The organism is Flavobacteriales bacterium, from assembly GCA_016704485.1.
Lineage (GTDB): Bacteria > Bacteroidota > Bacteroidia > Flavobacteriales_F > PHOS-HE28 > PHOS-HE28.
In genome coordinates, this window is the sequence record JADJAA010000001.1 from 1,695,602 (window position 1) to 1,709,287 (window position 13,686).

Sequence of the window (13,686 nt, forward strand, 5' to 3'; positions counted from 1 at the left end):
GGAGAGAATGGACCAGTAACCTTTCCTTCAACCGCTTTTTCTTTTAGAAATGTTCAGTAGCTGTTATCGGCTACGTAGTTGGTGTTCTTACCTTCCATGCGTACAAATCAACGGTGATCATTTTCCGCTCACAATACCCATAAGTGGGTATTTCTGCAATCGTTTGAAATTCTGTTGGTGACCATTCCTGGATCTGTTCGTTGGGTTCTACTATAGATGAACATTTATTCTCGAATGAACCGAACAATGGCTCCCTCGTTGGTGCGTATCACGTACATGCCAGGTGCGAGGTCATGGATGTTTACCACCATTGTGCGTTGGAACGAGTTGACCTGCTTGCCTGTGGCGTCCATGATCTGGCCAGAGGTATTCTCGCTCAGGAAAAGCGTGTTTCCATGCGCGGGGTTCGGCCACACCCGTAGTGTACTGGACTCGTTCGCTTCGGCAATTCCTAAAATTATACCAGAACACAGGCAATTAGTACCTATCTCATCATTCTCCGTATCCGGGTTACCATCATCGCACGGAGTTCCGGGTTCCGGGCCACCTGCACACACATCCGCACCGTTGCATGTGCCGTCGCTGTCGTCGTCAAAGCAATCGAATGTATAGCTTGTGCCACAAGGTGCATTGAGAGCTTGCAGGTAATAGGTTCCCGCGGCCAAGGAAGCCGAGGTCCACGTGTCACTGGCCGGTACTGACCCATTACCCACCGCAAATTCGTGCGTATTCAGTAAGGCAACGCTACCACTGAATAACCTCACGTCGTAGGTGCCGCTGGCATTAGCGTTCTCTGCACGGCTATTGATGGTAATGGTTGTGACGGCGTTGAGGATCACTTTATAGTAATCCGTGTTGTCGTCGTAATTGAAATTCAAGCGGCCTTCCACAGCGCCCATGTTCAGGTCGATCACACTCGTATTGGCGGAATTCCAAGCATCGTTATCCTCCATATCATCAGCGAATACCGGTGGGGAGACATCATAGCTATAGCGGTAGGATGTTCCGCAAGCATCGCTGGTGAACTGTAGGAAATAGCGTTGTTCATTCCCCCGGCACGTCATACTGATATCCGTGCTGAACGGTGCGGAGATTGCACCGATCTTTACGCGCCATGTTTTCTGGAGCGCTACGCTGGAGTTGTACAGTCTCATGGTAAGGCTATCATCCGGTGTAGCGCTTACGTGTTCTGCTTCCACATGTATGTTCAGAATCCCGTCATCATCGAGATCAAGGATGAAGTAGTCGCTGTTGTCATCATAGTTGAAATTAAGTCGCCCATTTTGAACCGTGTTCACAGCAATCGTATCCGTATTAGCGGAATTCCAAGCATCATTCTCTTCCGTATCATCCTCAAAGACCGGTGGAGTGACATCGTAGCTGAAGCGGTAGGATGTTTCACAAGCATCGCTGGCGAATTGTAGGAAGTAGCGTTCTTCGTTCCCGCGGCAGGTCATGTTGATGTCCGAACTGAATGGCGTTGAGTTGGCACCGACCTTAACGCGCCAGGTCTTCTGGAGGGCCACGCTGGAACTGTAGAGTCTTATCGTAAGGCTATCATTTTGTGAAGCGCTTACCTGTTCTGCTTCCACATGAATGTTCAGAATCCCGTCATCATCGAGATCAAGGATGAAGTAGTCACTGTTGTCATCATAGTTGAACTTCAGTCGCCCATCCATCTCCGTGTTAACCGCAACGGTATCGGTATTAACCGAATTCCAACCATCGTTTTCTTCCAGATCGTCCGCGAAAACCGGTAGGGTAACATCATAGCTGAAACGGTAGGATGTTCCACATGCATCGCTAGCGAATTGTAGGAAGTAACGTTGTTCATTCCCTCTGCAGTTTATACTTGTGGATGTATTGGAAGGTGTAGAGTTGGCACCGACCTTAACGCGCCATGTTTCCTGAAGCGCAACGCTGGAACTATAAAGTCTTATGGTCAGGCTATCATTTGTTGAAGAACCGACCTGTTCAGCATCCACGTACACGTTCAGTACACCATCGTCATTCAGTTCAAGAATGAAGTAGTCACTGTTGTCATCATAGTTGAAATTCAGCCGCCCTTCTGCATCCGTGTTAACAGCTACCGTATCCGTGTTAGCGTAATTCCATGCATCATTCTCTTCCAGATCATCGGCGAATACGGGTGGAGAAACGTCGTAACTGAAACGGTATGATGTTCCGCAAGCATCGCTCGCGAACTGCAGGAAGTAACGTTCTTCATTCCCCCGACAGTTCATACTGATATCCGAACTGAAGGGTGTGGAATTGGCTCCGATCCTAACTCTCCATGTCCGCTGGAGCGCCATGCTGGTATTGTAAAGTCTTACAGTAAGGCTGTCATTTGGTGAGTTACTTACTTGTTCAGCTTCCACATGTATGTTCAGCACACCGTCGTCATCCAGTTCAAGTATGAAGTAGTCGCTGTTGTCATCATAGTTGAAATTGATCCGCCCTTCTGCATCCGTGTTAACAGCTACCGTATCCGTGTTAGCGTAATTCCATGCATCATTCTCTTCCAGATCATCGGCGAATACGGGTGGAGAAACGTCGTAACTGAAACGGTATGATGTTCCGCAAGCATCGCTCGCGAACTGCAGGAAATAACGTTCTTCAATCCCCCGACAGTTCATACTGATATCCGAACTGACCGGTGTGGAATTGGCTCCGATCTTAACTCTCCATGTCCGCTGGAGCGCCACGCTGGTACTGTAAAGTCTTACAGTAAGACTGTCATTTGATGTGTTACTTACTTGTTCAGCTTCCACATTGATATTCAGCACCCCGTCGTCATCGAGTTCAAGAATGAAGTAGTCGCTGTTGTCATCATTCTGGCTGAAATTGATACGACCATCAGCATTGGTTGAAACAGGTACCGTATCCGTATTGGCTGAGTTCCATGCCGAATTCGACTCCATGTCCGCACCGAATAGGGGTTGCGCTAGCGCGTAGTCGAACGTATAGTTCAAACAACCTGCTGCCGGAGCATTGATGTACAAATAGTATACACCTGTTCCGCGACACGAAATACTAATGTTGTCTTGTACTGAGGCGCCGTTCACACCGTTGTTGACCGTGAATGTTTGAATAAGACCTACGCTATTGTTGTGCAATGACATAGTTACGGTCGGTGTTGTACCGCTGTTGCTCATGGTAGTGTTGATCTGTAAGCGACCAACATTCGTTAGCGTAAGCTCGAATACGTCCACGGAAGAATTCGTTGGACCACACGTGCCGATTGAACCACTCATGGTGCTGCCCAGCGGTACCGGGTTGTTCTGGTTCCAGCCATCGTTCGGCTCGGCTTCCATGAGTTGGGCCAAACCCAAGAATGGTAAGGTTAGCGCACAGGCCATGAGGAGTAGTTGCTTTTTCATGTGGTCAGATCGAATGAATGCCCCAAAGTTCCTGAGATATTCGTCGGTTATCAATCCCACAATCGGGGGGGCAAATGCTCAAAGGAATTAGGCCGATAACGGTTCAACCCCAAATGATGGATAGGTCATTGGTAGAAGGGAGAACCTGAGCAAGTCTCCGGGAACAGAAGGCGAAAGGCACGTGTTATCTCAACAACCCACCACGAATGGTCTTCGCTACCGCTTCAGTGTTGTTATGTACATGCAGTTTTTCATAGATATGCTTGATATGACTGCGAACGGTTTCGAAACTAATGCCGAGTTGTTCGGCGATCATCTTATAGCTAAGACCATCGACCATGCACTGAAGGACGTCCTTTTCCCGCCGGCTCAGCCCAGGATCCACCTCGTCATTAGTGGATGGTGCTGTAGGTAACCGCTGAAAATGCATCATCACCTTGCGCGCAATGCTCGGCGTCATGGGTGCGCCACCGCTATACACTTCTGTGATCGCGGAAAGTAGTGCATCGGGTTCATCGTTCTTCAATAGATATCCCATTGCTCCGGCACGCAACGACTCGTATACGCGATCCTCATCAGCGAATACCGTAAGCATGATCACCGGAAGGGAGGGGTACTTTGCACGGATCATTCGGACCGCTTCGATCCCATTGACCACCGGCATGTCGATATCCATCAGCACCACATCAGGCTTACATGATGCGATACTGTCAATAACGTGCTCCGCGTTGGGGAAACACCCACAAAGGCCAATACCTTGGGTGGTGCTCAACAAGAAACCCATCGAATCGCGGATCGCTTTGCTATCGTCGAAGAGTGCTACGTGGATGGTACCCATGGTATGAACAACAAATCTACCTGATCGTGCACGATCGTCAATCCCCAGAACGGGGGAGCGTGGCGTTGATCGGCACAATGGCAATTACAGCAGTTCCGTTCCCCGGCGAGCTTTCTATGTGGACCTGACCTCCCATTGCTTTTGCACGTGTTTGCATGCCCGGTAATCCATTACCGTTGTAACTATCAACATTCTCGGGGTCGAAGCCTTTGCCGTTGTCTGAGATCGTAAGCTCGATCTTTCGATCTATGATATTCAAAGAAACATGGATCTGTGTGCATGCTGCATATTTCACTGAATTGTACATGGCTTCTTTGAAGATCATGAATAGATTCCGTCGATGATCCGTACCCAATTTGACGTGTTCCAAAGAGCTTGGCGTGTTCCACTTCAGTTCAATCCCACGGGTGGCGACAAGATCGCTCGCATAGCCCTTCATCCGTTCGATCAATGATCCTGCATCGTCGTTCTTGGGGTCTACGCTCCAAACAATATCCGCCATTCTATCGATCATTTCCCGCGAGCTGTTTCCAATACGAGTAGCTACGACCTTCGCCATGGGATCATCGATCTCATCCAGTTTTCGTTTCAGTGCTTCGCTATAGAAATTGATGCTCCCCAAGGTGCTTCCAACGTCATCATGGAGATCACGCGCTATGTGATCCCGCATGGATTGTAATCGCATGGTCTGTTGCTGTCTGAAACGACTGATAAGCCACATGACTATGGCACCTAGTATGATCAATGCAACGTAGAACCACCAACTTTGCCAAAACGGTGCTGGGACCTTCACGGTGAACAAAGTCACCTCCGGTCCAACGCGTCCATAGGCATCTCGCACACGCACCAACAAGGCGTGTTCGCCGACTGGTACACCCGCGTACCGTATCGGGGTGCGAGCATCTACCACATGAGACTCTTTTTCAACACCTTCCAATCGATACACGAACTCCAACGGGGTTGGGCCCATAGGCCAAAGGGCACTCACCGTAGCATCGAACGAACTGGCTCGGTATGCGATCTCGACAATACCATCGGGGTTTGGTAGAACCGCTCCCCACGTGTTGTTCACTCCGGTCAAATAGGGTAGAGGCAAGTCAGGAAATGCATTGAACGCATTTGGGTCGAATGTGATCAGGCTGTTGTCCACACAGAACGCCATGGTACCATCTTGTAGTTCCGCTATGCACTTTGTGAGCTGCGTGAAAGTGCCGCCATCGTTGATCGGAACGTGTATCCATTCTAGCGTTGCTGGATCGAAGCAGGACAGGCCATTATTGGTCGTACACCACACTCTGCCCCTTCCATCCATTGCAAGCCCCAAGAGATCGTTGGATGTATGGGCTGGTGGCGGAAAAAACTTTACGGTGTCATTTGCGATGGACGCCAAGCCAGCATCGCGCATCGCGACCCAAACTGTGTCCCGATGAATGAGCAGGTCACTAACATCAGAACTTGGCAATCTTCTATGTTCAGAACGAGCTGTGCTTGTATATGATACCGTACTATCTGAGGCGGATAATTTAGACTTGGACCAATTTATAACGCCATTGGTATAACTGGACCAATATCTTCCATTCGTACTCTTCTTCGTACAATTCAACATTCCAATAGGCGGTATTGCTCCCTCTAGGCGACCTCGCCACTCTTTCGCTTCAAAGGTCAAGGGGTCCACCTTGGTGTTCGACCAACCTAATGCTCCTATTATCAGTTTTGGTCCGTTCGGAAATGTGTCCGAGAAGATCGATCGCACCTGGAACATAAGGTTCGATGAGATCGACCTTTTGGCACTGGGGATGATCTTTTCATTCTGTTTGTCGTATCGGAAGAAGCCTGTCTCCGTGCCCAACATGAATTTGTCCGGGAAAGGTTCGAACAGACCGGTGAGCTCCAATGGTTGTTCGTCGTAACTGAGCTGAATTTGTCGAACGCTGTCTGCGGTCGGATCCACGAGAAAGAATCCATGCGAAGTGGAGATCCTGATCGTTCCATCGTGGTCCTGTTGGAGTGCATGGAACGTGAGATCGGAATTGTCCGAGTTATTGCCTCCATAGAGATCTATCAGGTGCATTTGCCAGACATGCGGGTTGTAAAGACTTACCCCACCTGCTGTACCCACCCATAGCGTTCCTGATCGGTCGGTCATCATACAACGGACACGATCGTTGATCAGGGTGTTGGGCGAGCGGCGTTGATGGGCATAACGCTGAACGGGTTTCAGGTCCTTGTCCAACTGGACAATGCCATTGATCTTGGTTCCGGTCAGAATGGTACCATTCTTCCATTGTACCATGCTGGTCACTTCATCCTTCAATGGTGCATAGTGTTCCGTGCGCTGAACGTCTGCTTGGAAGCTTGTGATCCCGGGTCCCCAACCGCCGGTATATAGGCGCTGGTCACAATAGAGTGCATTCGTTTTGGTGAATAAACTATCGGGCCCATTACACCGAATACGAAACCGTTCATCCCCTGTAAGTGGATCGAGAATGAATGAGTCGCCGCCCGGTAAATTGCCTACCCACATTCGGCCTGTATCGATGATCAGCGTAGAATGATACCAGCCTAAAAGTGAACTCAAGCTGGATGTGATCGGGTATTTGCGCGAAATGCTGGTGTTCGATCTGGTATTGTACCATATCAAGCCGCCGTCCTGAGAGCAAATCACAAGCATACTATCGTTCAACGCTGTAATATGATTGAGGCGTACACTAAGTGTACCGGTACTTTGTAATGTATCACCCGGATAACAAGTGAACCCTCCTGTATCACTGTGGAATCTTGATAGTCCCTTATCTGAACTAGCAATCCAGATCACGCCCGCACTATCCTGCGCTATCGATGTTATATGCGAGCCACAAGGAGCCCTTCCGGGGCCAGAGAACTGTTGCACCTGCTGTCCATCGTACCTGTTCAAGCCGCGTTCCGTTCCGATCCAGATGTATCCCTCGGCATCCTCGAATATGCACGTTACACCGTTATCGGAAAGACCATCAGCAGCAGTAACGTGCTGGAATTGGAGATGGTCGTCATCTCTGGAAACCAACGGTTGTGCCAAGCACCATGATCCGTTGATCACCAATGTCATACATACGGTCTTATGGAGCGAAATGCGCATACGAGAGTGCCGGAAAATTAAGGCATTCACGCAGTAATACCATTTCGCTGCCCTTCAACTTGGGGAGCGAAATGGTATTTAACGGTCTCCTGATCCGTGCACCAAGAATTTCAGGACCCAGATTTTCAGAGGCTGATCTTAGCGATCTGCAGTTTCTTGTCCCAGCAATGTTACGTGGGTGAGGCCAACGGTCTTAGGTAGGCGAACACCCTTTACGCTGTATTTGATCACGTATACACCCGTCGGCGCAGCGTTGCCGTCCATCAAGGATCCATCCCAAGCGTCATTCAAGTTCATGGAGTTGAATAGTGCAGCTCCCCAACGGTCGAACACCGTGAATTCCGCTTCGGTCAACTCGTGACCTACGGCTTGGAAAACATCGTTGATACCATCACCGTTCGGCGTGAAAGCATTGGGAAAGTACACGTGGGCAGCAGGAGCTAAGTGGATCGTGTCCGTGGCGATGCAACCATTTGCAGTAGTGATCATGAGCTCCACTACATGTGCTTCCAGATCGATGTAACTGTGGTCCGGTGCCTGAGCGGTTGACCAATCGCCGTCACCGAGATCCCAATCGTGCCTAGCTGCGCTTGGCTCGCTGACCTCATTGAACTGCCAATCGTCCTGCTGAAGGTTCGTTGCAATTATATTCGTTACCGGTGTTTCGAGATTCACATGAATTGAAGCATTGGCCTCGTAACCGCATCGATCAGTAACATGCACATTGAATGTGCTGTCCGTAATAGGCTGGATCGTGATCATATCATTCGTGCTCGAAGCCGAAAGCCATTCTGTCGTGTACGAGCCACTGCCACCGGAAACGGTTGCGACAAGATCAGCTGTATTACCTGCACAGATAACGAATGAGGGTCCAAGGTCTACAGTCAGAAGATCATGAACAGGAACGAGTGTTGTAACGCTCGCTTGTGACTCCGTGCCGCATTGATCAGTAACAGTAACGGCGTACGTAGCATTCGCAGAAACGGAAACCATAAAGCTATTGTTGGTCGTGATCATATCACCGTTGCTATTGGTCCATAAGTAGCTGTAAGGGCCACTTCCACCGGCAGCACTCAGAACACCGACCATTGCACTATCGTTCGGACAAAAAACCGTCGTATCCGGTGTGGTGCTGAGTGCCATGGGGGCGTAGGCCTGGATGGATACGACTACGCTTTCGGAGTCGGTTGCGCCGCACTGATCCTGTATGGTAAGCGTGTAAGTAATAGGTGTTGTGGAGGCTGTAATATTCAATGAACTCGTGTTGGCTGCTGATGATCCATTGGCGGTCCAATTGTAAGTGTACTGCCCTGGACCGGCATTCGTGACACCGTAGACCAACTCACCTGAATACGTACACGGAACGATCATGTCCGGCTGTGGGATCAATGTCATTGGCTGTGGAGTGATCTGCACTGAATCAATTGCTGTGGCGCCGCAAGCATCGGTTATTGCAACTTGGTACATGCTGGAACCGTCTGCCGTAACTGCCACTTGTTGGGTATTGCCTATGAACGCACCATCGTTCGTCCATGAATAGGTATACGGCGCAGTTGCACCAGCACTGACCAGTGCTTGAACAGTGGTGTTGTCCATGCACAATGGCGCTGTCAATGCGGTTGTTGCATCCACCGATATTGTGGGGCTGGCGAACGTACCGGCCTCAAGGAATATTGCTGAGTCATATACACTATCACCCCCATCGCCGATCGCGATCTTAATGTGATATTGTTGACCGCACTGTACTTGCGATGAGGCTGTCATCATTACTGTGCGGCCGTTGTAGCGGATCGCAGTTGGATCTGGATTATTCGCATTTCCATTGTCCACATAGTATATACTGTTCGCTAGCCAATTGGGGTCGATCGCCGCACAATTTGCTGCAATACCACCTTGAGGCCCTACCACTCCGGAATTGACAGAGTTGATGGTCACTGGCACAGTAGTGCCAGGGATCAAAGCAATGTTTGCCGCACCATTAGAGAATGGACCGGTTATGCCAGGTCCACTAATGAAGAAACCGAATGCATCGTTCACTGTACCGCAGACATATCCAGGATACTCCTCTGAGGCGAATACGAAATTGAAACTTACATCACCCCCACTCGGAACGAAATCGAACTCCAGGATCGATGCATCATCAATGTTCAGACCACCAGATAGTATGACGAGATCGGGATCGGACCTTGTTCCTGGTACCTGTGAGTCGGCACGAACGCCATCATTCGGACCTACAGCCTGTGCTGCGATCCCGGTTGAGAGGATCAATCCGTTCGGAATACCGGCATTGGATGCTGCGCTGTTGAACGCTCCGATCTGTTGATCAACGCTATTGCCTGCCGATCCGTTGAGTGCAATATTGGTCGCATTTACACCACCACCCATTAGAACATTCTGTACAAGCTGTACCGGGGTTTGCGTGTTGGTCACTACAAGCTGTGCGTTCACTGTTAGTAATGGTGCACAGAATAGGAGAGGGAAGAGGGTGGTGCGGTTCATGGTCTCTGGTGTTCGTTATTCGACGCAACAAAGAGATGACCTCGGCAAAACCTCTGCAATACCCACTAATGAGGAAACTGGTTCGTGCTTTAGCGATCTTAAGTGATGTTCACAACCACTTACGCAACGCAACAAGCCCCGATCCACCATACGGCGGACCAGGGCTTGCTCTTAATTATTGATGGTTGATCTTACATCATTCCACCCATGCCACCCATGTCAGGTGCATGGCTGTGGCCTGACCTTTCTTCTTTCTCGTCGCTGATCACACACTCGGTGGTAAGCAACATGGAAGCGATACTGGCTGCATTCTCCAAAGCAACACGGGTTACTTTGGTAGGGTCGATAACACCTGCTGCAAGCAGGTTCTCGTATACCTCAGTGCGTGCATTGAATCCGAAGTCGGCTTTTCCATCGCGTACTTTTTGTACCACGATGCTTCCTTCCAACCCAGCATTCGCTACGATCTGGCGCAATGGCTCTTCCAATGCACGACGAACGATCGCCATACCGGTGGTTTCATCAGCGTTGATGCCTTCCATTTTGTCCAATACCTTTTGGGCACGGATGTAGGCAACTCCACCGCCAGCAACAATACCTTCTTCAACAGCAGCGCGGGTAGCGTGCAAGGCATCATCAACACGGTCCTTCTTCTCTTTCATCTCAACTTCAGTAGCGGCACCGATGTAAAGAACAGCAACACCACCGGCCAATTTGGCCAAACGCTCTTGCAATTTCTCTTTGTCGTAATCGCTGGTAGTTGACTCGATCTGTGCTTTGATCTGGTTTACACGACCAGCGATGTCGGCTTTCTTACCAGCACCGTTCACGATGGTGGTGTTGTCCTTATCGATGCTGATCTTTTCAGCCTTTCCGAGCATGTTCAACTCCGTGTTCTCCAATTTGAAGCCACGCTCTTCGCTGATCACTTGTCCGCCAGTGAGGATCGCGAGATCTTCCAACATTGCCTTACGACGATCGCCGAAGCCCGGTGCCTTCACTGCACATACTTTCAAGGATCCACGGATCTTGTTCACTACCAACGTGGCCAACGCTTCACCGTCCAGGTCCTCGCTGATGATCAACAACGGCTTACCGGTCTGTGCGCTCTTTTCCAGGATAGGAAGCAGCTCCTTCATGGTGCTTATCTTCTTGTCGTAGATCAATACATGTGCGCCTTCCAGTTCAACGGTCATTTTCTCCGCGTTGGTCACGAAGTACGGACTTAGGTAGCCGCGGTCGAACTGCATTCCTTCCACCACTTCAACAGTGGTATCGGTGCCTTTCGCTTCTTCAACGGTGATCACACCTTCCTTCTTCACTTTGGCCATTGCCTCAGCGATCAAAGAGCCGATGGTGTCGTCGTTGTTCGCGCTGATCGAAGCCACTTGCTTGATCTTCGCATTGTCATCACCAACAGACTTGCTCATCTTCTTCAGATCAGCAACAACTGCGGTAACGGCCTTATCGATACCGCGCTTCAGGTCCATTGGATTGGCACCTGCTGCAACGTTCTTCAGTCCGGCGGTTACAATGGCTTGAGCGAGAACGGTTGCGGTGGTTGTTCCATCACCTGCAATGTCTGCGGTCTTGCTAGCAACTTCTTTAAGCATTTGGGCGCCCATGTTCTCAACGGGATCCTTCAGCTCAATTTCTTTTGCAACGGTAACACCGTCCTTGGTGACCTGTGGTGCACCGAATTTTTTGTCGATGATGACGTTACGGCCTTTTGGTCCGAGGGTCACTTTTACTGCATTGGCAAGATGATCGACACCACGTTTCAAGCGGTCCCGAGCATCAATATCGAATTGGATGTTCTTTGCTGGCATTTTTTCTTTTGGGTTTGGTCCTGAATGATCAGGACCACGTTAGTTCAGAAATGAAAAAAAGGCGATGTGATCACCGCCGATCAGTTATTAGTTGAGCACTGCGTAAATGTCACTCTCGCGCATGATCATATAGTCCTTGCCCTCAAGTGTGAGTTCGGTTCCACTGTACTTTCCGTAAAGGATGCTATCCCCAACTTTTACGCTCAATGGGGTCACTTTACCATCATCAGCAACACGGCCCGTGCCTACTGCGATGATCTTACCGCGCTGAGGTTTCTCCTTTGCGGTATCCGGAATGATAATGCCACCCTTGGTGGTCTCTTCTGCGGCGGCTGCTTCTACGAGTACGCGGTCCGCTAGTGGTTTTACTTTGCTTGCCATGGTTGGTTCTAGTGTATTTTCTCTGAAGGAGATGTGACCTCGCTTGTCAATGTATGTGCCACTATCGCAAATGCGAGAAAATGGCAGTTCGGTCGGAAAAAAATGGCAGAACGTGCTTTCACAAGCACATTGGTGTCAGTACAACTGACAACCTGACAAGCTTAGAATGAACCGAAGTTCGGACCAAATCTTACGGGGCTGGTACCTCCTGAGGAGCTTCTGTAGGAGCGTCAACTGGGGCGGCCGCTTCATCGATCTGCTCGATAGGCGTATCCAATTCGTTGAATTCAACCGCACTTCCACTATCCTGAAGGCCTGCGGATACCAAGCACAATACCATCAACGCGCCAGCAAGTGTCCATGTGCCCTTCTCCAAAAAGTCTGCGGTGCGTTGTACGCCACCGATCTGTTGAGCACCGGTAAAACCGCTGGCAAGTCCGCCGCCTTTAGGGTTCTGGGCTAGTACTACAAGGGCGAGCAATACGCAAATGATCAGAATGATAATGGAGATCGCAACCATGACTTACTTATTCAATTGTTCCTCCAATTCTTTTTGAAGGGCCGCAAAGTAAGCGCTTTTCTCCGGGTGTTTCAAACCCAATCTGCGATATGCGTCAATGCCCTTGGTAATATTGCCCTGCGCTACGTAGATCCTGGCGAGGGTTTCGCTCACCAGCCCAGCACTATCGTCCAAACTTCGTTTAGCCGCTTGTTGTGGGGTGAAGAACTCGGTTTTCTTTGGTGGCAGCGGGTTGTCCTGCTGAATGAACCGTTCCAATAACACTTTCTGGTCGGGTTGTCCTGCATTCTTGGCCAGATCATTGCTCTTCTTATCACTAACCTTTTCAGCGGTTAGCGGTGATTTGATCTGGATCGAAGTTTCAGGCAAATGTGCAGCAGAGGCCGGTAATATGGTGATCACAGCCTGATCTTCGTTCGTTCCGGAATCACTTTCCCCTAACCAATCCGTAAAACTTCGCTTTGAAAGCACCTGGGGTCTGCTCTCGACCTGTAGCTCTGGAATGACCGGACTTACATCAGTTGTAGCTAATATCTCTTGTGGGCGTACTTCCGTAATTTCCGTGGAGATCTCTAGAGCAACGTGATCGGTTACAGGTTGAGGTGGGTCAACTGCTTCCTTGTGCTCCTTGGTCTCGGTCGGAACCGCTTTTTTACTCCAGGTAAGGTCATACCCACTGGCGATAGAGGCTTCATTTATTTGCCGATCCAGAAGGTCTTCTTCTCTTGCTATGGGTTGTAGTTCCAATGGATCGGTCGAGATCACTGATGCTTCTTGAACTAGATCCGGTGTTTCCGGTTCCTCGAACTTGGCTTGCGGAACACTATCAGCCGCACCAGGGACAACGTTCTCATGTTCATCGGACAGCCCAACGCTGAAACTGCTGGGTCCATCGGCTTCCAGCAGATCGAAAAGCACTTCCCGGTTCGGGATATGTGTGCTGCTGGTCTCAAGAGTACCGTCGAACAGGACATCGCCAGCTTCATGTTCACCAACGGCCAAAAGCAGTTGCGCACCACTGAACCAAGGGTATCGCTCGGTCATGGCCTTTAGCCCAACAAGGTCTTCCCGGGCTATGTTGCCCGGCTCTTCCAAGATCCGTGTGAGTCGTTCGCGTTCCATGT

At 49.9% G+C, this 13,686-nt stretch carries 8 protein-coding genes; all 8 read right to left on the reverse strand.

Features of this window, described 5'->3' with window-relative positions:
• Positions 1-224: 224 nt before the first annotated feature.
• On the reverse strand, positions 225-3,380 hold the full coding sequence (locus IPF95_07110; GenBank protein ID MBK6474466.1) for a T9SS type A sorting domain-containing protein: 3,156 nt from the start codon (positions 3,378-3,380) through the stop codon (positions 225-227).
• Positions 3,381-3,564: 184 nt separating this feature from the next.
• A complete protein-coding gene (locus IPF95_07115) occupies positions 3,565-4,218 on the reverse strand; it encodes a response regulator transcription factor (protein ID MBK6474467.1) in 654 nt (217 codons plus the stop codon).
• Between the two features lie 37 nt (positions 4,219-4,255).
• Positions 4,256-7,333 (reverse strand): hypothetical protein, encoded by a 3,078-nt coding sequence (locus tag IPF95_07120; protein MBK6474468.1) that lies wholly within the window; start codon positions 7,331-7,333, stop codon positions 4,256-4,258.
• A gap of 138 nt (positions 7,334-7,471) precedes the next feature.
• The gene (locus IPF95_07125) at positions 7,472-9,832 is read right to left on the reverse strand and encodes a gliding motility-associated C-terminal domain-containing protein (protein MBK6474469.1); all 2,361 of its coding nucleotides are present in this window, start codon (positions 9,830-9,832) and stop codon (positions 7,472-7,474) included.
• A gap of 191 nt (positions 9,833-10,023) precedes the next feature.
• Entirely contained in the window at positions 10,024-11,661 is a 1,638-nt protein-coding gene (gene groL / locus IPF95_07130) for a chaperonin GroEL (protein ID MBK6474470.1), read from the reverse strand.
• Between the two features lie 87 nt (positions 11,662-11,748).
• On the reverse strand, positions 11,749-12,042 hold the full coding sequence (gene groES / locus IPF95_07135) for a co-chaperone GroES (protein MBK6474471.1): 294 nt from the start codon (positions 12,040-12,042) through the stop codon (positions 11,749-11,751).
• A gap of 190 nt (positions 12,043-12,232) precedes the next feature.
• Positions 12,233-12,562, reverse strand: a complete 330-nt coding sequence (gene secG / locus IPF95_07140; protein ID MBK6474472.1) for a preprotein translocase subunit SecG — start codon at positions 12,560-12,562, stop codon at positions 12,233-12,235.
• 3 nt (positions 12,563-12,565) lie between these two features.
• Positions 12,566-13,684 (reverse strand): hypothetical protein, encoded by a 1,119-nt coding sequence (locus tag IPF95_07145; protein ID MBK6474473.1) that lies wholly within the window; start codon positions 13,682-13,684, stop codon positions 12,566-12,568.
• Positions 13,685-13,686: the final 2 nt, after the last annotated feature.